19 protein-coding genes are annotated in these 23,023 nt (G+C 63.5%); 4 read left to right on the top strand and 15 right to left on the bottom strand.

Annotation, left to right across the window (positions count from 1 at the left end):
* Nucleotides 1-104: 104 nt before the first annotated feature.
* Nucleotides 105-557: a c-type cytochrome gene (locus JQ628_RS01920; RefSeq protein ID WP_212218311.1), complete on the bottom strand. Its 453-nt coding sequence runs from the start codon at nucleotides 555-557 to the stop codon at nucleotides 105-107.
* A 138-nt stretch (nucleotides 558-695) separates the two neighbouring features.
* Nucleotides 696-3,008 (bottom strand): xanthine dehydrogenase family protein molybdopterin-binding subunit, encoded by a 2,313-nt coding sequence (locus tag JQ628_RS01915; RefSeq protein WP_212218308.1) that lies wholly within the window; start codon nucleotides 3,006-3,008, stop codon nucleotides 696-698.
* Nucleotides 3,009-3,059: 51 nt separating this feature from the next.
* Between JQ628_RS01915 and JQ628_RS01910 the strand changes: the two genes are divergently transcribed.
* Nucleotides 3,060-3,281 (top strand): hypothetical protein, encoded by a 222-nt coding sequence (locus JQ628_RS01910; protein ID WP_212218305.1) that lies wholly within the window; start codon nucleotides 3,060-3,062, stop codon nucleotides 3,279-3,281.
* Nucleotides 3,282-3,284: 3 nt separating this feature from the next.
* On the opposite strand, the gene JQ628_RS01905 is transcribed toward JQ628_RS01910, so the two are convergent.
* The 8 genes from JQ628_RS01905 to JQ628_RS01870 all read right to left on the bottom strand — a co-directional run bounded on the left by JQ628_RS01905 (nucleotide 3,285) and on the right by JQ628_RS01870 (nucleotide 12,466).
* The gene (locus tag JQ628_RS01905) at nucleotides 3,285-4,151 is read right to left on the bottom strand and encodes an outer membrane protein (RefSeq protein ID WP_249127404.1); all 867 of its coding nucleotides are present in this window, start codon (nucleotides 4,149-4,151) and stop codon (nucleotides 3,285-3,287) included.
* Between the two features lie 209 nt (nucleotides 4,152-4,360).
* The gene (gene murJ / locus JQ628_RS01900; RefSeq protein ID WP_212218299.1) at nucleotides 4,361-5,884 is read right to left on the bottom strand and encodes a murein biosynthesis integral membrane protein MurJ; all 1,524 of its coding nucleotides are present in this window, start codon (nucleotides 5,882-5,884) and stop codon (nucleotides 4,361-4,363) included.
* 43 nt (nucleotides 5,885-5,927) lie between these two features.
* Entirely contained in the window at nucleotides 5,928-7,079 is a 1,152-nt protein-coding gene (locus JQ628_RS01895; RefSeq protein WP_212218296.1) for a DegT/DnrJ/EryC1/StrS family aminotransferase, read from the bottom strand.
* 28 nt (nucleotides 7,080-7,107) lie between these two features.
* A complete protein-coding gene (locus JQ628_RS01890; protein ID WP_212218294.1) occupies nucleotides 7,108-8,073 on the bottom strand; it encodes a Gfo/Idh/MocA family protein in 966 nt (321 codons plus the stop codon).
* Nucleotides 8,074-8,269: 196 nt separating this feature from the next.
* Nucleotides 8,270-8,824 (bottom strand): sugar transferase, encoded by a 555-nt coding sequence (locus tag JQ628_RS01885; protein WP_212218291.1) that lies wholly within the window; start codon nucleotides 8,822-8,824, stop codon nucleotides 8,270-8,272.
* An 82-nt stretch (nucleotides 8,825-8,906) separates the two neighbouring features.
* Entirely contained in the window at nucleotides 8,907-9,869 is a 963-nt protein-coding gene (locus tag JQ628_RS01880) for an NAD-dependent epimerase/dehydratase family protein (protein ID WP_212218288.1), read from the bottom strand.
* A 194-nt stretch (nucleotides 9,870-10,063) separates the two neighbouring features.
* Entirely contained in the window at nucleotides 10,064-11,476 is a 1,413-nt protein-coding gene (locus tag JQ628_RS01875) for a mannose-1-phosphate guanylyltransferase/mannose-6-phosphate isomerase (protein ID WP_212218285.1), read from the bottom strand.
* A 6-nt stretch (nucleotides 11,477-11,482) separates the two neighbouring features.
* Nucleotides 11,483-12,466 (bottom strand): NAD-dependent epimerase, encoded by a 984-nt coding sequence (locus JQ628_RS01870; RefSeq protein ID WP_212218282.1) that lies wholly within the window; start codon nucleotides 12,464-12,466, stop codon nucleotides 11,483-11,485.
* A 197-nt stretch (nucleotides 12,467-12,663) separates the two neighbouring features.
* On the opposite strand from JQ628_RS01870, the gene JQ628_RS01865 reads away from it, so the two are divergent.
* Both JQ628_RS01865 and JQ628_RS01860 read left to right on the top strand, forming a co-directional pair.
* The gene (locus tag JQ628_RS01865; protein ID WP_212218279.1) at nucleotides 12,664-13,638 is read left to right on the top strand and encodes a lysylphosphatidylglycerol synthase transmembrane domain-containing protein; all 975 of its coding nucleotides are present in this window, start codon (nucleotides 12,664-12,666) and stop codon (nucleotides 13,636-13,638) included.
* 227 nt (nucleotides 13,639-13,865) lie between these two features.
* A complete protein-coding gene (locus tag JQ628_RS01860; protein WP_212218276.1) occupies nucleotides 13,866-14,618 on the top strand; it encodes a glycosyltransferase family 2 protein in 753 nt (250 codons plus the stop codon).
* Here JQ628_RS01860 and JQ628_RS01855 read toward each other — a convergent pair.
* The 5 genes from JQ628_RS01855 to rfaD form a co-directional block, all read right to left on the bottom strand.
* Nucleotides 14,615-16,558 (bottom strand): nucleoside-diphosphate sugar epimerase/dehydratase, encoded by a 1,944-nt coding sequence (locus JQ628_RS01855; RefSeq protein WP_212219308.1) that lies wholly within the window; start codon nucleotides 16,556-16,558, stop codon nucleotides 14,615-14,617. The two genes, JQ628_RS01860 and JQ628_RS01855, sit on opposite strands and share 4 nt — an antisense overlap.
* An 86-nt stretch (nucleotides 16,559-16,644) precedes the next feature.
* Entirely contained in the window at nucleotides 16,645-17,916 is a 1,272-nt protein-coding gene (locus tag JQ628_RS01850; RefSeq protein WP_212218273.1) for an O-antigen ligase family protein, read from the bottom strand.
* A gap of 44 nt (nucleotides 17,917-17,960) precedes the next feature.
* Entirely contained in the window at nucleotides 17,961-19,250 is a 1,290-nt protein-coding gene (locus JQ628_RS01845; protein ID WP_212218269.1) for an O-antigen ligase family protein, read from the bottom strand.
* Nucleotides 19,247-20,716: a D-glycero-beta-D-manno-heptose-7-phosphate kinase gene (gene rfaE1 / locus JQ628_RS01840; RefSeq protein WP_212218266.1), complete on the bottom strand. Its 1,470-nt coding sequence runs from the start codon at nucleotides 20,714-20,716 to the stop codon at nucleotides 19,247-19,249. Before rfaE1 ends, JQ628_RS01845 begins: the two co-directional genes overlap by 4 nt.
* A 25-nt stretch (nucleotides 20,717-20,741) precedes the next feature.
* Nucleotides 20,742-21,722, bottom strand: coding sequence for an ADP-glyceromanno-heptose 6-epimerase (gene rfaD / locus JQ628_RS01835; RefSeq protein WP_212218263.1), 981 nt, complete (start codon nucleotides 21,720-21,722; stop codon nucleotides 20,742-20,744).
* Between the two features lie 223 nt (nucleotides 21,723-21,945).
* Between rfaD and waaF the strand changes: the two genes are divergently transcribed.
* A complete protein-coding gene (gene waaF / locus JQ628_RS01830; RefSeq protein WP_212218260.1) occupies nucleotides 21,946-23,007 on the top strand; it encodes a lipopolysaccharide heptosyltransferase II in 1,062 nt (353 codons plus the stop codon).
* Nucleotides 23,008-23,023: the final 16 nt, after the last annotated feature.

Below are 23,023 nucleotides of genomic sequence, written 5' to 3'. Positions count from 1 at the left end.
AACGCTCAAGTTAGAGACGACGAAGATCGCCGGACCGACGCCAAAGGGGCGATGCTTGCTATGCATTCGCCCCTCTTGTTTTGCCAGCGTCCGAGTTATCCGCGTCAGCCCTTGACGCGGAATTTTTCGTGGCAAGCCATGCATTGCTTGTTGATCTCGGGAAATTCCGCCTTCAGGCTGTTCACGTCCTTGATGTTGGACTTGGCCTGAGCGACAGCCTTCACGAAGGCCGCAGAGTGCGCCTCGAAGTCCGCCCGCTCGGTCCATATCTTCGGCGATGCGGAATACTCGCCCTTCGTCGGCTTCAGCCCCTTGATGCTCTCGGGAAACAATGACGGGAAGCGCTTCGCGACGTCATCGAGCTCCGCCAGCGCCTTGTCGACGGCCGCCTGATCGTAAGGCTTCTTGTCCCTGACAATGTCCGAAAGTGCAATCGCACTCGTGAGGTTGGACTTCATCGCGAGCTGGGTCTTGTCGACCTGCTCCTGCGGACTCTGCGCCAGTGCCATTCCGGCGGCAAACAGTAGGGTTCCTGTCAAAACGATGGTTCGACGCATCGGCAAATCTCCGTTTTCCAGCCCCATGTTCTTTTTGCGCTGGATATTCCTGATCCAACGTGCGCCGCGCCAGTTGGCGCGACGCCGCATCTCTTCAACACCACGTGTGGTGTTTCATTCCAGGGGCAGCGGCAAACGTCAGAGCGTGTGCCGGCGCTGCGCCTCCCGGATCGCGATCCAGACCCGCTCGGCGGTCGCGGGCATATCGATGTGGTCGATGCCGTACTCGCGATGCAGCCCCTCGATGATGGCGTTAACCACCGCCGGACACGAGCCGATCGCGCCGGCCTCGCCCGCGCCCTTCACGCCCAAAGGATTGGTCGTGCAGGGCACGTTGTGGGTCTCGAAGTGGAAGGACGGCCCGTCGGAGGCGCGCGGCAGCGCATAGTCCATGAAGGTGCCGGTGACGAGCTGGCCGTCCTTGTCGCTGTAGACCGCCTGCTCCATCAGGGCCTGTCCGATGCCCTGCATGGCGCCGCCATGTACTTGGCCGGCCAGCATCAGCGGATTGAGCGTGACGCCAAAGTCGTCGACGATGACGTAGCTGACGATCTTGATGATGCCGGTTGCGGGGTCGATCTCGACTTCGGCGAGATGCGTGCCGTTCGGATAGGTGCCGTCGGCCTGATTGAAGGTGGCGCTCGCATTGAGCTTGTCGGGATCGGCGCCGGGACGCTTTGCCAGATCGGCAAAGCTGATCGAACGGTCGGTACCGGCGATGCGCAGATTGCCGTTGCTGATCTCGATATCGCAGGCGCTGGCTTCCAGCGCCTGCGCCGCGAGCTCCTTCAGCTTGTTGCCAAGCTCCTGCGTCGCGCGCTGGACGCTGACGCCGCCGGTCGGGATCGAGGCCGACCCGCCGGTGCCGAGGCCGGTGGCGATCTTGTCGGTGTCGCCTTGCAGGACATGCACGCGCTCCGGCGGCACCCCGAACTGCTCGGCGACGAGCTGTGCGTAGGCCGTCGCATGCCCCTGCCCGCTCGACTGGGTGCCGATCAGAATCGAGATATCGCCGTTGGGATCGAGCGCTACATTGGCGGTCTCATCGCCCATGGTGCCGCAGACCTCGACATAGCTCGCAAGGCCGATGCCGCGCACCAAGCCTTCCTTCCTGGCGGCCTTGGCGCGCTTGGGAAACTCCTTCCAGCCTGCGACCTCCATCGCGCGCTTCATGTGCGCGGTGAAATCGCCGGAATCGTAGACCTTGCCGGTGACGGTCTTGTAGGGCAGCGCTTTCGGCGGGATGAAGTTCTTGCGGCGGATCGCATCCGGCGTCATCCCGACTTTTCGGGCAGCGGCATCGACCAGACGCTCGACGACGTAAGCGGCTTCCGGGCGCCCGGCGCCGCGATAGGCGTCCACGGGCACCGTGTTGGTGAAGACGGTGCGCACGCGGCAGTGGAAGGTCTGGATGTCATAGAGGCCCGGCAGCATGCCGGCGCCGCCATGCGGGATGTAGGGCCCGAAGGTCGACAGATACGCGCCCATGTCGCCGATCAGGTCGACATCCATGGCAAGGAATTTTCCGTCCTCGGCGAGCGCCATCCGCGCCGTCGTGACGTTATCGCGGCCCTGCGCATCGCCCATGAAATGATCGGAGCGGTCGGCGGTCCACTTGACGGTCTTCTTCAGCTTCTTCGCGGCGACTGCGAGCAGTGCGTATTCCCGGTACGGAAACAGCTTTGTGCCAAAGCCGCCGCCGACGTCGGGGCAGATCACCCGCATCTTTTCCAGCGGCATCTTCAACACCATGCCACCGATGATTTCACGCAGGCGATGACTGCCCTGGCTGCCGACGGTCATGGTGAGATGGTCGCGTTTGGCGTCGTATTCGACGACCGCCGCGCGCGTTTCCATGAAATTGGTGATGACGCGCGGGTTGACGATCCTGATCTCGGCGACCGCATGCGCCTTCGCGAACGCCGCGTCGGTCGCCTGCTTGTCGCCGATGCCGACGTCGAACAATACGTTGCCGGCATGGTTGGGCCAGACCTGTGGCGCGCCCGGTTTCAACGCGTTGACGACGCCCGCCACGGCCGGCAGCGGCGTCCAGTTCACCTCGATCGCCTCGATCGCGTCGCGAGCCTGGTCGATGGTGTCGGCCACCACGAAGGCGACGGCATCGCCGACATGGCGGACCTCGTCTTTTGGCAGGATCGGGTAAGGCGGCCCGGTGAACGGATTATCCTCGAGGTTGAACAGGCAGGGCAGATCGCCGAGGTCCTTGACGTCATCGGCGGTCAGGATCGCCGCCACGCCGGGCAGCGCGCGGGCCTTGGCGACATCGATGGTGAATTTTGCGTGCGCATGCGGCGAGCGCAGCACCAGCGCATGCAACGCCGGCTGCGGCGCGACGTCGTCGGTATAGCGGCCCTTGCCGCGGATCAGCGCGTCGTCTTCCTTGCGGCGCACGCTTTGACCGACGCCGAATTTGATGGGAGCGGAAGCCATCTTGTCTCCGATTGCAGTTTGAGATCATGAGGCGACCTGAAAGGTCGCCTCATGATCTCATTTCTCCGTTTTGCGCATGACCTTGTCGGAAAACCGGTACCCACTTTTCCGGATCATGCGCCAATTCCAGATTGTCATAATGCAGTGGTTCGGGCGCGGGCGCAAACGCGCGCTGCCCGCGCCTTCGCCGCGCTGCAACGCGGCGAAGCGTTTACCGGCAACAAAAAAGCCCCGGCGGATGCCGGGGCTTTCGCAGGACTGACTGACCGGTGACGATCAATATTTCGCGACCACCGGGCTATTGAAGTGATAGTTGATGCCGGCGCGCAGGATGTGGTCGGTGAAGCGCGAGCTCACGTCAGCGGCGAAGGCGCTACCCGGCAGCAGGGTGAAGCTGGAATTGTAGCGGCCGAGATCCATATAGAGATATTCGACCTTGGCGCTCCAGTCGCGGGCGAACAGCCATTCGGCGCCGACGCCAACCGTCCAGCCGACGCGGACTTCGCTGTTGCTGCCGACGGCAGCAAGCGCAACGCCGGCCGGAGTGAAGCCGGCCAAGGCAGCGTTGGTCTTGATCGAGCCATAGGCCAGACCGCCGGTGCCGTACAGCAGGAACTGCGGGGAAGCCAGGATGCCACCGCGCAGGCGGGCGGTGCCGAACCACTCAAGGTGCTGGCTCAGCGCGATGTTGGTGCCGGTGGCGCCGGGCGGCAGGAAGGTCAGGCCGGGCAAGCAGGGTCCACCGATCAAGGTGCCGGCGCAACGCAGCGCCAGATCGCCCTTCTCGTCCGACCACTGGATGTCGCCCTCGACACCCCAGACCCAGTTGTTGGTCTGCCAGTTGTAGCCGGCCTGGCCGCCGGCGATGGCGCCGTTCATGTCGAAGTTGCCGCCGACGATCGATCCCGGGGGCGGCGCGATAATCGCACCGGTCGCGGTGTTGCGGTAGACCACATCGGTGTTCGAACGGCCCCAGCTATAGCCGGCGTTGCCGCCGATATAGAAGCCGGTCCAGTTCCAGATCACGACGGGCGCCGGCGGCGCCTTGGTGTAGCGCGGTGCCATGTCGGCCGCGTAGGCGGAAGAGATCGCAGCCGTCGCAGCGAAGGCGGCAGTGGCAAAAGCCTTGAGTGAAGCGCGCATCGGAAGCCCCATTTGCAAAGTACGCATCAAAATTCGGTTCAACTTTCGTCGCGATCTTAACGCGGAATCACTTCCGCCAATTACTCGATGCACACTCCCGCGCCACTTTGCTCGCGGATGTTGCATATTCGGCGCAGTGCGACAGGCCGCCGCAGCGAAAGCGCGACATCGATATAACCTGTTGAATTTACTAGATAAAAAATGCGATTTCAGCGCACGAGCGAAATCAGCCAGCGGCGACCGAACAACGGCAGAATAGAGCCCGTGTAAACGAGCGCGCCTGTTGCAACCAGAAGCGCCAGCGTGGTCTCGTCACGCAACGCGCTCATCTGGGCGAGATAGACCGCCGCGAGGCGCGCGACCAACCACAGCGCTGCGCCGAGAACGACCCCGGCGAGGACGAATTTTGCGAACGAGGCCAGCATGGCGCGGTCGAGCACGAGGTGCCCGGCACGCACGGCAAAGAAGATCACCAGCAGCAGGTTGACCCAGGCGCCGACCGCGGTGGCCAACGCAAGACCGATCTGCGCCAGCGAACCCACCAGCAGGACTTTCAGCGCGACATTGACGGCAACGCCGGTCAATGCGGCCTTCACGGGCGTCGCCGTATCCTTGCGCGCGTAGAAGGTCGCGACCGCGCTGCGGATCAGTACGAACGGAATGAGTCCGAAGGCATAGGCCGCCAGCGTCGCGCCCGCCGCCGCGGCGTCGGCTTTGGAGAACGCACCGCGCGCGAACATCGCGCGCATGATCACGTCGGGCACGGTCATGAAGGCGGCGACGAACGGCACCGAGAGCAGCAGCGTGAAGTCGAAGGCCTTGCGCTGGGAAGCGTTGGCGGCGGCCTGGTCGTTCGCAGCGAGCTGCCGCGACATTTCCGGCAACAGCACGGTGCCGATGGCGATCCCGATCACCCCGATCGGCAACTGGTTGAGGCGGTCCGCATAGTACAGCGCAGAGATCGCGCCGGCGGCGAGAAAGGTGGCGATGATGGTATCGGCGAACAGCGCGACCTGCGTGCCCATCGATCCGATGGTCGCCGGCCCGAGCGCGCGGAAGAACGCGCGGACATCTTCATCCAGTTTGAACGGCGCAAAGCGCGGCAATATCCCGCTGCGCCATGCGTCTTGCGCCAGCAGCAGGAATTCGAGCACACCCGCGATCAATACGCCCCAGGCGGCGGCGTATCCGGCGCCGGGAAAGAACGCAGCCAGCGCCAGCGTCGCCATCATCGACAAATTGAGGAAGATCGGCGCAGCCGCCGCGCTGGCGAAGCGGTGCATGACATTGAGCATGCCGCCATACAGCGTCACCAGCGTGATCAGCAGCAGATAAGGGAATGTGATGCGGGTCAGCGCGATGGCGAGTTGGCCGCGCTCGGGGTCTTGCGAAAATCCGGGCGCGAGGATCGCGATCACCTGCGGCATGAACAGCCAGGCCAACACCAGCAGCACGACCTGTGCGGTGAACAGCAGCGTGAAGATGCGGTTGGCGAAGATTTTTGCCGAAGTCTCGCTCTGCCCGTGCAGATGCGCGTAGGCCGGCACGAAAGCGGCGTTGAAGGCGCCCTCGGCGAAGATCGCGCGAAAATGGTTGGGCAACCGCAGCGCCACGAAGAACGCGTCCGCCACGGGACCCGCGCCCAGGATCGCCGCGAGCATGATGTCGCGCGCAAAGCCGGTCAGCCGCGAGAGAAGCGTATAGCCGCCGACGGTGAAGATGCGCCCAAGCATGCGCCGCTTCTATATCACGACGCTGCCCTACAAAAAGGCGAAATCAGGCGGAAACCGCGCCGCGCACGGCCGCGATTACCCGATCCTGCGACGGCTCATCGAGATAGGCATGCATCGGCAGGCTGATGACGTCGGATGACAGTTTTTCGCTCACCGGCAGGCCGCCATCGGCGACCGGGAAATCGCGATATGCCGTCTGCTGATGGATCGACTTCGGATAGTAGATGCCGGTCGGCACGCCCTTGGCCTTCAGCGCCGCGGCGAACGCGTCACGCTCCACGCCTCGCGGCAGGCGGATGGTGTAGAGCGCCCACACCGAGCCGCAGCCGGGCGCCAGATGCGGCACGGTCACGACATTGCCGAGGCCGCGATTATAACGTTCCGCGATCCGATTGCGTTCTGCGATCTCGTCGTCGAAAATTTTCAGCTTTTCGAGCAGCACCGCCGCCTGCATGGTGTCCAGCCGTCCGGTCAATCCGAGGCGGACATTGTCGTATTTGTCGCTGCCCTGCCCGTGCACACGGATGCTGCGCAGCTTTGCTGCGAGATCGGCGTCGTCGGTGAAGATCGCGCCGCCATCGCCGTAGCAGCCGAGCGGCTTGGTCGGGAAGAAGCTGGTGGCGGTGGCATGGCCCAATGTGCCGAGCCGGCGGCCCTTGTAGCTGGCGCCAAAACCCTGTGCGGCATCGTCGAGCACGAACAGGCCTTCGGCCTCGGCCACCGCCGCGATTGCGTCGTGATCGGCGCACTGGCCGAACAGATCGACGGGAATCACTGCCCTCGGCTTGAGACCGTGCTTGCGCGCCGTCGCGATGCCGGCCTTCAGCGAGGCGGCGCTGAGGTTGAAGGTCGCCTCGTCGACATCGACGAGCACGGGCGTTGCGCCGGTCAATGCCACGGCTTCCGCGGTTGCGCAGAACGTGAAGGATGGGCAGAGCACCGCATCCCCGCGGCCGATGCCCTCGGCCATCAGCACCATCAGGAGCGCGTCGGTGCCGCTGGCGCAGGTCACGACATGCCGGGCGCCGGAGAATTCGGCGAGCGCCTTTTCCAGCGCCGTCACCTCGGGGCCGCTGACGAACTGGCAATGCGCGAGCACCCGCGCGAGCGCCTCGTCAATCGATTTGCCGAGCCGGCGGCGTTGCGCGCCGATATCGAACAGAGGCACGGGTTCTGGCGGCATGTGCTGGTTCATGATGCTCTTCGAAACGTGAGAAGGAATCTCAGCCGGCGACGGCGCGCGGCCCCTTGCGCGCGGTCGTAGCTGCCGGCTTGGCCGGATTGACGAGGCACTGGATCGCGATCTCAAGGCTGGCAACGCCTTCGTCGCCGGTTACGGCGGGTGCGCCGCCCGAGCGCACGGCGTCGAGGAACGAGATCAGCTCTGCGCGCAGCGGCTCGTCATGACCGACCGGCAAATGGCGCATCGAGTAGCTGCCGTCCTGCTTGAAGCCGAAGCATTCGGTGACCTGCCGGGTCAGCAGATCGCCCATCACATATTTGTTGCGGGTCGCCACCGTGACGCTGCGCGCCTTGAACGGCGTCAGCCAGTTGGTGTTGATGTGGGCGAGCACGCCGGAGGCGGTGCGGAATTGCAGCAGCGCGATGTCCTCGCGTTCGGCGACGGCGCTGGCGAGCTGCGGCTGCACCTCGACGATGTCGGATTCGGTGAACCAGCGGATCAGATCGATGTCGTGCACGGCAAGGTCGATCACCACGCCGACATTCGACATGCGCGGCGGAAACGGACCGACTCGGGTGATCGCGATCGACAGGATGTCCTCGCCGGAGATCGCCTGCTTGATCGCGGCGACCGCCGGATTGAAGCGCTCGACATGGCCGACCATCAGCGTCACGCCGGCGCGGCGCGCGGCGGCGACGATCTCGCGGCCCTCCTCGACGGAGGAAGCGACCGGCTTCTCGACCAGGATGTGGATGTTGCGCGCGATGCAGGCGAGCGCGATCTCGTGATGCAGATGGGTGGGTGCCGCGATGGTCACGGCATCGACGCCCTCAGCGAGCAGTTGCTCGAGGGTTTCGAACGCGCGGCAGCCGGCATGCTCGGTGGCGCGCGTGCGGTGTTCGGCTAGGGGATCGACGATCCCGACCATGGTGACATTCGGCAACCCGCCCAGGACGCGTGCGTGGTTGGTCCCCATCACACCCGCGCCGATAACGCCGACTCGCATTCAATTCCCCTCTTCGGTCACCGCAAGCGCTTCCAAACGCTCATCAATCCTGGAAGCCCACCGGAACCCGCCCCCGATTCCACGGCCCGATTAGCAGGCCGCTTGCAGCGCGTGAAGACACGATTTGCTGCACTACATTACCAAGCGCGGCGGGTGCCCGCTTTTTATACACAAGCGAGCCTGATTTGGCACGGGATCAACGAGTCACGGCGTCTCCCGAACCGCGGCCAAGCGCGGTCGCCGCAATGATGCGCAGGTCGCCCCAGAAGGTGCGGCTGTCGATATAGCGGCGGTCGGCTTCCGCAAGCTTTTCGGGCGTCGACATGTCGATCGAGGCGAGCTGGGCGATGCCGGTGATGCCGGGCCGGACGTCGAACACGCCTCGCGCGCGCCGCGCGGCGATCACCTCGGCCTGGTTGGGAAGGCAGGGCCTGGGGCCGACCAGGCTCATATCCCCGCGCAGCACGTTGTAGAGCTGCGGCAGCTCGTCGAGCTTCAGCGATCGCAGGCGGCGGCCGACCGGCGTGATCCAGCTTCCTGAAACTTCATGCGAGCCCGCAACCGGCGCGCCCTTCGCCATGGTGCGAAACTTGTAGCAATCGAACGGTTTTTCGGACCTGCCGACGCGAGCCTGCACGAACAACGCGCCGCCTGGCGAGGATCGCGCGATAAGCCAGGCGATGACCAGCATGACGGGCGCAAGTACGATCAGGCCGACAGCCGATACCAGGAAATCGAAGGTTCTTTTCATTGCAAGGTCCGGGGAAGATGGCCGGTACGGCGGGCCACCCCTCCAGCGTCGCTTCGCCTTGGGGAACGCGCAGCGCGAGCGCCTAGGCCGATCTGGCTATCGGGTCAAGAGCGAGGTCGGCACCTTGAAACCAGCGCGCGGTCTCCTGCAACCCCTCCTGAACGCTCCAGCGCGGCGTCCAGCCAAGCAAGTCGCGCGTCTTGCCGATGTCGACCTGCAACGAGTCGGTCAGGCGGCTGGTGACCTCGCGCCTTCGAAGCGCAGCCGCCGCGAACGTCAATAGCTGAGCCGGCACCGGCATTACCCGCGACCTCCGGCCGAGCTCTTGCGCAATTCGCCGCAACAGCTCGGTCGTCGACAAATCCTCTCCGTCGCTGCACAGGAAAATCTGCCCCGCCGCTCTGGGATGGGCGGCCGTCAGAACAATCAGATCAGACAGATTGCCCACGAAGATGAACGAACGCTTGTTGTTGACAGCGCCGAGCGGCAGCGGAATCCCGCGATTGACCCAGTCCATCATGGTGGCAAAGTTGGCCTTGACTCCGGGTCCGTAGACCAAGGGCGGACGGATCACGCTGACTTCAAGTCCGGTCTCGGCAGACAGTGCAAACAGCCCCCGCTCGGTATCGAATTTGGACTGCGCATACCGGTTTTGTGGATCAGCCGGGTCTTCGGCCGTGAAGGGTCGGCCCGGCGGAGTCGCCTCACCGTTTACCTTGATCGAACTGATGAAGACAAACCGCTTCGCGCCGGCCTGCGCGGCCTGGCGTGCGAGATTCATCGTGGCGCCGACGTCGGAGAGCGACGAGCGATTCGCCTGGTCTGCAACCGACTCCTTCAGGACATGGGCGCGTGCGGCAAGATGAACGACCGTTTCAATGCCCTTCAGCGCCTGGGTCCAGTTGGTTGCCGAATGAATATCGCCGATATGGAAGCATCCTTCGCGCGGCATGCGCGTAACAGGCCGGTGCGGGATGCACCGCCGGGCCAACTCGCAAATCACTGCCGCCCCAACGAATCCGCTGGCGCCCGTAACAAGTATCATTTCGTCCCCGCCGCAGTATCAAGTATTGGACCCCCTCCGGCTAGCCCAACACTCCAGTATCATTGGAAGCACGATTCAACCATAACGTGACAATACAATAACAGAATTCGATGGGGCGTCTCACATATCGATAAACCCCACATCGCTCAACGTAATCCTTTCGTCGCTCGAAAGTTCCAAAGGCGAAATTTTAATCAAGTCCGCCGGTATTCATCCTCGATTCGGATAATGTCGTCCTCCCCCAAATAGCTCCCGGTCTGAACCTCGATGAGTTCCAGCGCGATCTTGCCCGGATTCTCCAGCCGATGCACGGCTCCGATCGGAATATAGATCGATTCGTTTTCATGCACGGTCTTGACGAGCTCGTTGACGGTGACCCGCGCGGCGCCACGCACGACGATCCAGTGCTCCGAGCGGTGATGGTGCTTCTGTAACGAAAGACGGCCGCCGGGCTTTACAATGATGCGCTTGACCTGGTGGCGATCGCCATTGTCGACCGACTGATAGGAGCCCCAGGGGCGATGCACCTTGATGTGGTCCTCGGTTACCTCCGGCGCGACTGTTTTCAGCCTTGCAACCAGACGCTTCAGGCCGTTGGCGTCTTTCTGACGCGACACCAGCACCGCATCCTGCGTGGCCACCACGACCAGATCCTCGACGCCTTCGAGTGCGACCAGCGCCCTGTCGGTGGAGACGTTGCAGTTGCGGGAGTCCTCGAACACGGCGGTGCCGCGGGCCGCGTTGCCCTGACCATCCTTCGCCGAAAGTTCCCACACGGCATGCCAGGAGCCGACATCAGACCAGCCGCAGGAAACAGGCACGACAGCCGCGCGCGAAGTCTTTTCCATCACGGCATAGTCGATCGAGATCGCCCTGGCCCTCGCGAAGGCCTCCTGATCGAGCGTTACGAAACCGAGGTCACGCCCGGCCCTGCCGACGGCCTCGCCGACAGCCTGAACACTGACGTCATCGACGTTGCGATACTCGTCAAGCAGCACGCCGGCGCGGAACATGAAGTTGCCGCTGTTCCAGAGATAACCCGACTTGACGTATTTCTCGGCGGTCTCCTGATCGGGCTTCTCCACGAACTTCGCGACTGCCCGGACTTCACCCGTAATCACCTTGTCCGGGCTGATGTAACCGTATTCGGTGGCGGCGCGTTCGGGTTGAATGCCGAATGTCACAATATTGCCGGCGACAACGGCAGCAAGGCCCTGACGACAGGCTGCGATGAAGGCGCCGGTATCGCGCACCACATGGTCTGCGGCCAATGCAAGAACGATGGCTTCGCTGTCACGGGTTTGCGCAAACGCCGCTCCCGCCGCGATCGCCGGCCCGGAATCGCGTCGCATCGGCTCCAGCAGGATGTCGGCGTCGAGGCCGAGCTCGGCCAGTTGCTCGAGCACCATGAAGCGATACGCCATGTTCGTGATGACGATCGGACGGTCGAACAGATCGGGATCCGACACGCGCGCGAGCGTGTCCTGAAATGTCGAGCGGGCACCGAACAAGTGCAGGAACTGCTTGGGATGAACTTCGCGCGAGGCTGGCCACAACCGCGTTCCGGCACCGCCGCACATGATCAGGGGAATGATTCGTTTGTCCATCGAGACTCAAACCTTGTAGTGGTCGCGGTACCAGGCCACGAACTCGTCAATGCCATCCTCGATCGGCGTGTGCGGTCTGAAGCCGGTATCGCGCATCAGGTCGCCGACATCGGCGAATGTCTCCATCACGTCACCGGGCTGCATCGGCAACATCTCCCTTATTGCCGCGCGGCCCAGCGCTTTTTCCAGAACCGCTACCACATGGGTGAGTTCTTCCGGACGATTATTTCCGACATTGTAAATGCGTGCGGGAGCCAGCCCCTGATGCCGGCCCGGAATCTGGTCGACAACACGCGATATTACCCGGGTGACGTCGTCGACATAGGTAAAGTCGCGGCGCATTTTACCATGGTTGAAGAGCTTGATCGGCGTCCCCTCGAGGATCGCCTTGGTAAACAGGAAGATTGCCATGTCAGGCCGGCCCCAGGGGCCGTAGATGGTGAAAAAGCGCAAGCCCGTCACCGGCAGACCGTACAAATGACTGTAGGAATGAGCCATCACTTCGTTGGCCTTCTTGGTCGCAGCATACAGGCTGACCGGATGATCCGTCCGGTCGTCGACCGAAAACGGCAGCTTTGAATTGGCGCCATAAACCGACGAAGACGATGCGTACACCAGATGAGCGCAACCGTTGTGCCGGCATCCCTCCAGAACGTTGACGAAGCCTTCGAGATTGGCGTCCGCATAGCTGTGCGGGTGGCTGAGCGAGTAACGAACGCCGGCCTGGGCGGCGAGGTGCACCACCCTGACAAATCGATTGCTCTCGAAGATCGAAGCGATCGAGGTCCGATCCGCCAGATCGGCCTGCACGAAGTCAAACTGCGGCTGTTTGCGCAGAAGATTCAGCCGTGCATGTTTCAAGGCGGGATCGTAATAGTTGTTGAGATTGTCCAGCCCGACGACGCGGCATCCGTCCGACAACAACCGACGTGCAACATGGAAGCCGATGAAGCCAGCCGCCCCCGTGACCAATACTGCCTGCTCTGACATCACCTTCTCTGCGTGGAGTTGGGTTCCGCTGCCGCCCCTTCGGGACGCCTCTTTAGCCGCCGGCCAGCGGTTGTCGCAATACCCGGCAACCGGCTATTGCCAGACGGGCTTCAAAACCATACCAAAGCGGACGAAATTTCGGCATGCCGTGCCGCCTGCACCTCGGTTAACCTCCTCGGACAATTGAAACTCGGACGATGCGCCGGATTCTGCTTTTATCGCTCAAGATCATCGTTTCCGCAGCGCTGCTTTATCTTGCGCTCCGCAAGGTCGATTTCCACGAGCTCGCCTCCCGCTTCAATGTGGCAAGCGTCGGCTGGATCGGACTCGCGATCGCGGCGACCCTGCTACAGATATTCGTCGGCGTATTGCGCTGGCGCATCGTCAGCGCCGAATGCGGCGCACCCCTCGGCGTCACGCAGGCAACCCGCTTCAACCTGATCGGGGCGTTCTTCAATCAGACGCTGCCCTCTTCGATCGGCGGCGATGCGGTCCGTCTGTGGCTGGTGGCGCGTGGCGGCGCCGGTTGGCGTGCGGCGACCTATTCGATCTTCGTCGACCGCGCGATCGGCCTGATTGCGCTCGCGATCGTGATCGTGGCAACCCTGCCCTGGAGCTATCAGTTGATCGCGGATCCACACGGCCGCTCGGCGCTGCTGCTGGTCGATTTTGCGGCGCTCGCGGCGGGAGTGGGTTTTCTGATTCTGGGGCGGCTGCAATGGCCGTGGCTGAAGCGCTGGTGGGCGACGCATCACGTCCATAACTGCTCCGTCATCGCCAACCGCGTGATCTTCAGCCGCGAGCGCGGACCGAAGGTCGCGGTGCTGTCGTTTCTCGTCCATTTTCTCGCCGTCGTCATCGCCTGGTGTGTGGTGCGATCGATCGCGGCGCCCGTGCTGTTCGGCCAGGTTTTCCAGCTCATCCCGCCGGTGATGCTGATCACGATGATGCCGATCTCGATCGCCGGATGGGGTGTGCGGGAAGCCACCATGGGACTCGCCTTCGGCTATGCCGGGCTGGTCTCCGCCGAAGGCGTCAACGTGTCCCTGCTGTTCGGCGCGGTGTCGTTCATCGTCGGCGCGTTCGGCGGGCTGGTATGGATATTTAGCGCGGAGAAGGCGGCAAAAGGTTCTGCGCCGATCGAGGTGCCCGAGGAAAAATTGCCACATTAACGATCGGAATCGGCACAAGCGTCTATTGTCGTCAGCGGCACTGCGGCGCCGTATAACGGCACCGGGGTCGTCGTCCGCGTCTCCTTCTGCGCACCTTCTTTTGTGGTCCCGGCCTGGTGGGGCTTGCGCAAGGCGTCAAATAACGGGACAAGGGCTTTGCAGCGCCACGGCCAATTAGCCTTCTCAAGCAGCGCATCGTGTTGCGCAGGCTGAAGACCTACTGAAGCATGAAGATCACTGTCGTCACAACCAGCTTTAATTCGGAAGCGACGATCGGCTTCACCATCGAATCCTTCCTCAAGCAGACGCACTCCGACAAGGAGATGCTTGTGATCGACGGCGTGTCGCGCGACGGGACGCTGAAAATCGTCGAGTCTTTCCGCTCCGACGCGATCACGGTCCTGTCCGAGCCGGACAAGGGCGTTTACGACGCCATGAACAAGGGCTTTCGCCAGTTCAGCGGCGATGCCGTCGGCTTTCTCAACTCCGACGACACGTTTCACGATGCAAATGTGCTCGCCGACATCGCCGCCGGCCTGGAAAACGCCGACATCGTCTATGGCGATCTCAACATGGTGACCGACCATCACAGCAAGCGGCTGGCGCGGGTGTGGCGCGCCGGGACATTCCGCCCCTACGCGTTTCAGCTCGGCTGGGTGCCACCGCATCCCACCTTCTACACGCGACGGGAAGTGGTGCAGAAGGTGGGTGAATACGATCTGAGCTACGTCACCACCGCCGACTACGACTACATGCTGCGGGCAATGGCGCTGAACGATTTCCGCGTGCGTTATATCCCGCGCGTGATCGCGGATTTTCAGATGGGCGGCATCAGCACCAGCGGCATCGACGTCACCATCCGTGCCAACCTGGAATGCCTGCGCTCGCGGCGGGAGCATTTGAATGCCCCTGTCATCGATGCGGCATTCTTTCTGCGCTTCCTGCGGCGGATTTTTCAAATCCGCAGGTTGGGGCTTTAGCGGGCGGATATCTGGCGCGGTTCTTCGGCCGGCGCGGCAGCGCCAAATTCGGGGACGGCATCCTTCAGCACGGCGCGGATGGTGGCGCGGTCATCCTTGGCGATCGCCTCCTCCAGCGCCGCAAGCCATTTGCGCAAGGTTGCCATCGGCGGCTCGTTCGGCTTGGCGGCCATGATGCCGGCAACGCCGATCTCGACCGTCGGCTCCTCTGTTGCGAACAGAATTTCGTTCAGCCGCTCGCCCGGCCGCATGCCGGTGAACGCAATTTCGATATCAAGCCCAGGCTCAAGGCCAGAGAGGCGAATCATGCGTTCGGCCAGATCGACGATCTTCACCGGCTGGCCCATGTTGAGCACATAGACCGAGACGTCCGGGCGCACCGGCGCCAGCGCATGCGCCGCCGCCGTGATCACGAGGTCGCAGGCCTCTCGGATGGTCATGAAATAGCGGACCATGTCGGGATGCGTCACGGTGACCGGTCCACCCGCCTCGATCTGCGCCTTGAACTTCGGCACCACCGAGCCGTTCGAGGCCAGCACATTGCCGAAGCGGACCGAGATCAGGCGCATGCGGGGCTTGTCGCCGGCTTGCGTGGCCAGTTCATGATCCAGTGCCTGGCAATACATTTCGGCAAAGCGCTTGGTCAGGCCCAGCATCGAGACCGGCTCGATCGCCTTGTCGGTCGAGATCATCACCATCGCCCCGGCGCCGGCGGCGAGCGCGGCATCGGCGACATTGACCGAACCGAAAATGTTGGTCTTGACGCCCTCGCTCCAGTCGCGCTCGAGGATCGGCACGTGCTTGAGCGCCGCGGCGTGAAACACGATGTCGGGCTTGAACTCGCGCATCAGGCGCATGATGCGCTCGCGGTCGCGGATATCGGCGATGCGGCCCTCGATCGCGGCATTGGTGGCATGGGCTGCCAGCGCCTCGGTGACGGCATAGAGCGCCGGCTCCGAATTCTCGATCACCAGCAGCCGCGCGGCGCCGAAGGTGGCGACACGGTCGCAAATCTCCGCGCCGATCGAGCCGCCGCCGCCGGTGACGATCACCGACTTGTCCTTCACCAGCGCTTCCAGGCGGGCGTAATCGATTTTCTCGCTCGGCCGCAGCAGGAGGTCCTCGACCGCGACCGCAGTCAGGCGCGGCGCGTCGCCGCTCTCCAGCGACGGCAGGCGGCTGACGATCAGGCCGAGCCGCCTTGCGCGCATCAGGACCGCTTCGGGCCTGGCCTCGGGATCGAAGGCAGAGGGCGTCATCACCACGCGCCCGATCGGCTTGCCGCGTCTCTCATAGTCGCGGATCACGTCCTCGACGTCGTCGATGCCGCCGAGCACGGGAATGTTGCGGATGGTCTGGCCGCGATCGGCCGCCGACGGCGACAGCACGCCGACCGGCCAAAGCTGCTTGACCGCCCCGCTCTCGATGCCGCGCAGCAGGATCTCGGCGTCGGCGGCGCGGCCGATCAGCAGCGTTGGCGAAGCACCTTCGCTGCGGGCATGACGGCGCACGCGGGTGTAGCGGAAGTAGCGGTAGGCAAAACGCAACGCGCTGAGAAAGAATATCTGGAGGAAGAAATAAAGGACAATGGTGATACGGCCGAGGAAGACCGGGCCGTGCACGTTCGGGGCGAGGAACACCGAAAAATAGTCGACGACGACCAGCCCCAGCGTCAGCACGGTGGCGACGCGCACGATGTTCAGTGCGTCGGGCAGCGAAATGAACCGCCATTTGGTGGTGGTCAGCTTGAAGAAATAGCAGACCACCACGCTGAAGATGACGAAGATCGGCAGGATGCGCAGCAGGAGCGGCAGGCGGGCGTCGAACAGGTCGCCTTCGAAGCGCAGATAGAAGCTCGCAACCAGCGCGGCCGCCGTCGCGAGCGCGTCATGCGTGGCAATCAGCACGTTACGCAAGGTCAAGTTCTTGAAGCTCATCATGCCGCTGATCGCTGACAAACACTTTTCGGGTTAAGCCGCCGCCGGGAGGCCGCTGATAGCCCATCTCGCCGTCCCATACCAGCCGGTCACGGCCCCGTCGCGCTTTCCGCCGACTGCTTTTCGCGCAGCCGAGCGCCGAGCACGGTTCCGCCCGCGACACCGACACCCAGCACATACATCCAGCCCTCGTGGAAATCGAACAGATGCGAATTGAACAGCGAGGTGAAGAAATTCTGCACGACCACCATGAGACCGATCCAGGCGATCAGCCCCTCGCCCCGGAACAGCAGCAGATGGTACAGCCACATCGCATACAGCACGATGACACCGACGATGCCCCACTGCACGGCGACATTGAGCGTCTGGTTGTGAGGATTGCCGATCACCTGCGCACTGGCAAAGACCTTGCCTTCGTTGTGATCGCTCGCCGCCTTTTCAAAGAGCCCCCGCGTCGCGCCGGTGCCGTGCCCGATAACCGGCGCTTCGGCGAAGAACTGCAGCGACTTCTTCAGGAACTCGAGCCGTATCCCGATCGAGGTCGGCTCGTCCTGGAGCTTGTAGAGATAATAGTCCCGGTAGAACGTTTCGGTCGTCTGTTGCAGCCTCGAGGAACTTGCCCATGCAACGGCGGCCAGCACGACCAACGCCAGGAAGATGGCGAGATTGGCCCGCCACTTCAGATGCAGCAACGCGAACACCGCGAGCATGACCGGCATCGTGACCAGCGCCGTGCGCGAAACGGTCACGAAAATCATGTTGATGACGAACAGCAGCCCGACCGAGGCCAGAACCATCGCCGACCATTTCGCGCCCGCCCGCAGCCGTTCTATGACGGGGTAGGCCAGCACCACAGCGCAGAGCGCGAACTCCTGGCTCTGGTCGATATAGTTCTTTACCGGGACGCCGTACGTCGCCTCCGGCTTGAGAGCGAGACCCGGGAACAATGCAACGATCCAGGACATCGCCAACAACAGGCTGCACGACGCCAGGAACGCAACGAAGACCCAAAGGCCGCGGCTGGAGCGCTGGAAATGATAGAGCAGCGGCGGCAGCATCAGCAACTTCCCCAGCGGCGTGAGGGCGTAGGCCCGCGTGCCCCAAGCCGCGTCCGACCACAACGTTCCGGCGATCGCGATGGCGCAAAGCGCCACCGGCAAATAACAGATCGGCTGCCGCAGCAAGCGAACGAACGCGCGCAGATCGATCGTCGGGAGCAACGCGACCAGCCAGAGCACACTGACGATGGCAACGCCGGATGTCGTCCACGGCAGCAGGATCGCAAGCAGGACCGCAAGCAGGTCCAGATTCAGAATCCGCGCGGCCGGATCGCGCCAGGCCGAAAACACGAGCGCGGGCATCGAGCCTATCGACGGTCTTTTTCCGGCTGGTTCGCTCATCGCCATCAAGCTTCGACCCGCTGATTGACTGCCGTGCCGGCGTCGTCCTTCAATAACATGCCGCCCGCAACCCCGACGCCCAGCACATACATCCATCCCGCATGGAAATCGAAAATATGCGAATTGAACAGCGAGGTGAGGACGTTCTGTACGACGACAAGAAGCCCGATCCAGGCCGCCAGGCCCTCGCCGGGGAGGAACAGCCGCAGATGCGAGAACCACATCGCATATAAAACGACAATGCCGATCACACCCCACTGGATTGCGACGCCGAAGGTCTGGTTATGCGGGTTGGCAATAACATGCCCCGTGGCCTCGACGGCATCCCCCGTCGCCGCCTTCTGGAACAGTCCGCGGATGGAGCCGGTGCCATGCCCGACGAGGGGGGCTTCGGCAATGAAGCGCAGCGACTTCTTCCAGTACTCCATCCGCAGGCCCGCCGACGTCGGCGTGTTGTGCTCCCGGTAAAGCTCAAAATCTCTCGCCAGCGTTTCGACCGTCCGGCACATTCGCGGCGTTGTCGCCCACGCAAGACCGCCCACGATGACGGCCATGCCGAGCGCGACGATCCCGCGCCATTGCAGGTACCTGAACGCAAAGACCGCGAGCATGAGCGGCATTGTCGCCAGCGCGGTGCGCGATGCGATCACAAAGACCATGTTGACGATCAGCACCAGCGCAATCGCCGTCAGAAAGCCCGCGAGCCACAGCCTGTTCTCCTTCAAGAGCCGCATCACAGGATAGGCAAGTGCGATCGCGCAAAGCGAGAATTCCTGGCCCTGATCGATGTAGTTCCTGACAAAGATGCCGCAAAACCTCGCATCCTCCGGCTTGAGGCTGAAGCCCGGATTGAACGCGACGATCCATGAGACGGCCGCCATCAACGTGCACGAGACCAGAAAGGCGATGAAAACCCACTTCCCACGCGTTGAACGTGAAAAATGATAGAACAGTCCGGGTAACACCAGAAGCCTGGCGAGCGGGCCAACCGCGTAGAGCCGCTCGCTCCACGGCGCGCCGGACCAAAGCATGCCGATCACCGCCAACATGAACAATGCGATCGGAAAGACGAAAATCGGCCGCTTCAGCGACCTCAGGTAAATGCCGTAGTCGATCATCAATGCGGCTGACCCGAGCCAGCAAAGCATGAAGATCGACACCGCCGACGTCGACCATGGCAGGGCGAGCGCTGTCAGCACCGCGAAAGCGTCCGCCACCGTCGTCCAGAACGCGGGATTGCGCACCCATCGCCAGAATCGCCACACCGGCTCGATCGGTGAGGCCAGCGTGCTCATGCCCGGCCCTCGCGGGCGCGCTGCACCAGCGAGGTGGTGCTGAATCCCTGGAGGATATCGACCAGCAACACCTCCCCGCCATTGGCTTCGACGATCTCGTGGCCGACGACCTGCTCGCGGGCGTAGTCGCCGCCCTTCACCAGCACGCTGGGCCTGACCTGCTCGATCAGCCTGATCGGCGTATCTTCCTCGAAGATAACGACGAGATCGACCGCCTCCAGCGCAGCCAGCACTTCCGCCCGCGCGCGTTCGTCCTGCACCGGACGCCCCTCACCCTTCAGCCGCCGCACCGAAGCATCGCTGTTGAGGCCGACGATCAGCCGGTCGCAGGCGCCCCGCGCCGCCGTCAGCACCTTGACGTGACCGGGGTGCAAAATATCGAAGCAGCCATTGGTGAAGCCGACACGCAGGTCCTGCTTGCGCCACTCCGCCAGATGCGCTTCGAGATCGGAGGCGGCGGCGATCTTTTGCTCAGCCGCCAGCGAAGCCGTCGGCAGGATCTTTCGCCGCAATTCGGCCAGCGTCACGGTGGCGGTGCCGGTCTTGCTGACGGCAACGGCGGCCGCGGCGTTAGCCGTTCGGAGCGCGGATTCCCAATCGGCGCCGGCCGCGAGCGCCAGCGCCAGTGCGGCCGCCACCGTGTCACCGGCGCCCGAAACGTCGCGCACCTTGACCGGCAACGCCGGCACATGAACCATATCGCCGGTGCGGGTGACCAGCGTCATGCCGTGCTCGCTTTGCGTCACCAGCATGGCCTCGCAATCGGCGAGATACATCGCGTCCCGCGCAGCCTCCGCAATGTTCGCATCGCTGTCGGCGCGGCTGCGGGTGGCTTCGGCAAACTCCTTGCGGTTCGGCGTCAACAGCGTGGCGCCGCGATAGATCGCGAAATTGGCGCTCTTGGGATCGACGATCACACGCTTGCCGAGCCTCTTCGCCGTATCGATCACGTTGCGGATCACGCGCGCGGTCAGCACGCCCTTGGCGTAGTCGGACAGCAGCACGATGTCGGCACGGGGAATGAGCGGCAGGACGGCGTCGATCAGCTTCTGCTCGATCTCGGCCGACGCTGGCTGTGCCAGTTCCCAGTCGGCACGCAGCATGTGCGTTGAAAAATGTTCGGAGACGAAGCGAACCTTGCGCGTGGTCGGGCGCGCGGGATCGTGCACCAGCGCACTTTCGATCCCGGGCTGCTGCGCCAGCGTGACCGCCAGCTTCACGCCCACCTCGTCCTCGCCGATCATGCCGACAAAAATGCAGCGTCCGCCGAGCGAGGCGATGTTGCGCGCGACATTGCCGGCGCCGCCGATATTGGTCTCGCTGCGCTGGGCCGCGATCACGGGCGCCGGCGCTTCCGGCGAAATCCGCGACACCTCGCCGTAAACAAATTCATCAAGCATGAGATCGCCGACGCAGAGCACGGTCTGGCGGACAATCGCGTGCGCGAGAGAATCGAAATCGAACATCTGTACTCGTTACATCCTGCGCCGCTCAGCGAAAACGGTCGGCGCGATCGAGAAACCCCTTCACGTAAAGTTCCACTGCCTCTTCCAGACCCGTAAAGCCGCCATTGTAGCCGGCCCCGTGCAGGCGATCGACTTCGCTTTGGGTGAAATACTGGTAGCTGCCGCGAATCTGTTCGGGCATGTCGATATACTGGATGTTGGGCGAGGTGCCGAGCGCGGCATAGGCCGACAGCATCATGTCCTTGAAGCTGCGCGCGCTGCCGGTTCCGACATTGAACAGGCCGGACACCGACGGCGTCGCCAGCAGCCACATCATCACCCGCACGACATCGTCGACATAGATGAAGTCGCGGCGCTGGTCGCCGTCGGCGATGCCCTCGCGATGCGACTTGAACAATTGCACCGGCCGGCCCGCTTTGATGTCATCGAAGCGCCGCGCCAGCACGCTCATCATGGTGCCCTTGTGATATTCGTTGGGCCCGAACACGTTGAAGAACTTCAGCCCTGCCCATTGCGGCGGCAGCTTTTGCCCGAGCGCCGCGCGCTCGGCGACCGCCATGTCGAACAGATGCTTGCTCCACCCATAGAGGTTCATCGGCCGCAATTGCCTGAGCGCCGGCAGCGACGGATCGTCGGCAAACCCCTGCGCGCCATCGCCATAGGTCGCCGCCGACGAAGCATAGATGAAGGGCGTCGGATTGTCGGTGCACCAGTCGAGCAGCCGCAGCGAGAAGCGGAAATTGGTCTCGATCACGAGGTCGCCGTCGGTCGCCGTGGTCTCCGAGATCGCGCCGAGGTGGATGACCGCGTCCAGCCGGCGGCCCTTCAGCCAGTCCGCGAATTGATCGGGCGGGACAATGTCCATCAGCTGCCGCTTGGCCAGGTTGCGCCACTTGCCGTCGCGGCCGAGCAGGTCGCAGACCACGACGTCGGAGCGGCCGGCCTCGTTCAACGCGGCCACGACATTCGATCCGATAAAACCGGCGCCGCCGGTCACCAGCAACATGCGATACCCTGCCCTGTCATTTGCGGCGCCAGCTTTGCCCCAGACCCGGCTGGCAGGCAATGTGGGCGGCGAAGGCGAGACCAGCTTTACCTGCGGACGGCGAGCCGCTACCGAGCCTTGGACGGCCTGTCGCGGGGGTCCGAATCGAAAACATGAGGATCAACCCCATGCACAGTAGAAATTTCCCCTCGCGCAGGGTCGAGACCGCACACGCTCGGAAGAAATGAACATTAATTCAATCAATCCGGATCCGACCGATATCCGCCCGATCCTCATCGTTCCCTATATGTGGATCGGTGACTTCGTGCGCGGGCACACGGTCGTGCGGGTGTTGAACGAGCGTTGGCCAAATCGCCCGGTGGATCTGCTGGCGACACCGCTGTGCGCTCCCCTTGTCGACTACATGCCGGGGGTACGCGCCAAGATCGTCATGGACCTGCCCCGAAGCCGGCTGGCGGTGGCCAAACAGCGGGCCCTGGCGGCCGATTTGAAAGGCCGGGGCTATGGCACCGCCCTGGTGCTGCCGCGCACCTGGAAGGCCGCCATTGCCCCTGCGCTGGCCGGTATCCCGGAGCGGGTCGGTTTCTTCGGCGAGGCCCGGTTCGGGCTGATAAATCGGATGCGCTGGCACGAGAAAACCTTCCCCCGCTTCATCGACAAGAACGCCGCCCTGGCGTTGCCCGAAGGTGCGGCACTGCCGCAGCCGGAATGGCCCGTACCGCAGCTCAGGGTGTCTGCCGAGGAAACCGCCCGATGGCGGCAAGCCAACGGACTCGGCACGGGACCTGCGATTGCATTGGGGCCGGGGTCGGCCGGAGCCTCCAAGCGCTGGACCTATTTTCCGGAAGCCGCGCAGATGTTCGCCGCGCGTGGGTTCGACGTCTGGGTCGTCGGCGGCCCCGGTGAAAAAGCGCTGGCCGCGGAAATCGTGGCCGCTGGCGGTCCGCGCGTGCGCGACCTTACCAATTCCGACCTGCGCAATGGCGTCCTGGCAATGGCCTCAGCCAGCGTGGCGATTTCCAACGATTCCGGCCTGATGCACATCGCCGCCGCTATCGGGACGCCGACGATCGGCATCTTCGGCCCCACCAGCCCTTATCATTGGGCACCACTGAACGGCCTTGCCGCCACTGTGCAGACCAAAACAATTGTGCCGTGCCAGCCCTGCCATCGTCCGGTCTGCACCATGAACAACCACCGTTGCATGCGCGACATCCCCGCGCTCGACGTCTTCGAAACGGCGCAGCGCGTGCTGCTCGAAGCGGGCGCGCCCGCCGCGCATTAACTATTTTTCCGCGCTT

This window comes from Bradyrhizobium lablabi (assembly GCF_018129385.1).
GTDB classification, from domain to species: domain Bacteria; phylum Pseudomonadota; class Alphaproteobacteria; order Rhizobiales; family Xanthobacteraceae; genus Bradyrhizobium; species Bradyrhizobium lablabi_C.
This window is presented reverse-complemented; position numbering and strand designations above follow the sequence as displayed.

Excerpts from the sequence above, each read along its gene's own strand:
- JQ628_RS01875 (WP_212218285.1), bottom strand. The coding sequence starts at position 11,476 with ATGGACAAACGAATCATTCCCCTGATCATGTGCGGCGGTGCCGGAACG.
- JQ628_RS01870 (WP_212218282.1), bottom strand. The coding sequence starts at position 12,466 with ATGTCAGAGCAGGCAGTATTGGTCACGGGGGCGGCTGGCTTCATCGGC.
- JQ628_RS01860 (WP_212218276.1), top strand. The coding sequence starts at position 13,866 with ATGAAGATCACTGTCGTCACAACCAGCTTTAATTCGGAAGCGACGATC.
- JQ628_RS01910 (WP_212218305.1), top strand. The coding sequence starts at position 3,060 with ATGATCTCATTTCTCCGTTTTGCGCATGACCTTGTCGGAAAACCGGTA.
- rfaD (WP_212218263.1), bottom strand. The coding sequence starts at position 21,722 with ATGTTGCTGGTGACCGGCGGCGCCGGTTTTATCGGATCGAATGTCGTG.
- JQ628_RS01845 (WP_212218269.1), bottom strand. The coding sequence starts at position 19,250 with ATGAGCACGCTGGCCTCACCGATCGAGCCGGTGTGGCGATTCTGGCGA.
- JQ628_RS01920 (WP_212218311.1), bottom strand. The coding sequence starts at position 557 with ATGCGTCGAACCATCGTTTTGACAGGAACCCTACTGTTTGCCGCCGGA.
- JQ628_RS01890 (WP_212218294.1), bottom strand. The coding sequence starts at position 8,073 with ATGCGAGTCGGCGTTATCGGCGCGGGTGTGATGGGGACCAACCACGCA.
- JQ628_RS01895 (WP_212218296.1), bottom strand. The coding sequence starts at position 7,079 with ATGAACCAGCACATGCCGCCAGAACCCGTGCCTCTGTTCGATATCGGC.
- JQ628_RS01850 (WP_212218273.1), bottom strand. The coding sequence starts at position 17,916 with ATGCCCGCGCTCGTGTTTTCGGCCTGGCGCGATCCGGCCGCGCGGATT.
- rfaE1 (WP_212218266.1), bottom strand. The coding sequence starts at position 20,716 with ATGTTCGATTTCGATTCTCTCGCGCACGCGATTGTCCGCCAGACCGTG.
- JQ628_RS01885 (WP_212218291.1), bottom strand. The coding sequence starts at position 8,824 with ATGAAAAGAACCTTCGATTTCCTGGTATCGGCTGTCGGCCTGATCGTA.
- JQ628_RS01915 (WP_212218308.1), bottom strand. The coding sequence starts at position 3,008 with ATGGCTTCCGCTCCCATCAAATTCGGCGTCGGTCAAAGCGTGCGCCGC.
- waaF (WP_212218260.1), top strand. The coding sequence starts at position 21,946 with ATGAACATTAATTCAATCAATCCGGATCCGACCGATATCCGCCCGATC.
- JQ628_RS01905 (WP_249127404.1), bottom strand. The coding sequence starts at position 4,151 with ATGCGCGCTTCACTCAAGGCTTTTGCCACTGCCGCCTTCGCTGCGACG.
- JQ628_RS01865 (WP_212218279.1), top strand. The coding sequence starts at position 12,664 with ATGCGCCGGATTCTGCTTTTATCGCTCAAGATCATCGTTTCCGCAGCG.
- murJ (WP_212218299.1), bottom strand. The coding sequence starts at position 5,884 with ATGCTTGGGCGCATCTTCACCGTCGGCGGCTATACGCTTCTCTCGCGG.
- JQ628_RS01855 (WP_212219308.1), bottom strand. The coding sequence starts at position 16,558 with ATGATGAGCTTCAAGAACTTGACCTTGCGTAACGTGCTGATTGCCACG.
- JQ628_RS01880 (WP_212218288.1), bottom strand. The coding sequence starts at position 9,869 with ATGATACTTGTTACGGGCGCCAGCGGATTCGTTGGGGCGGCAGTGATT.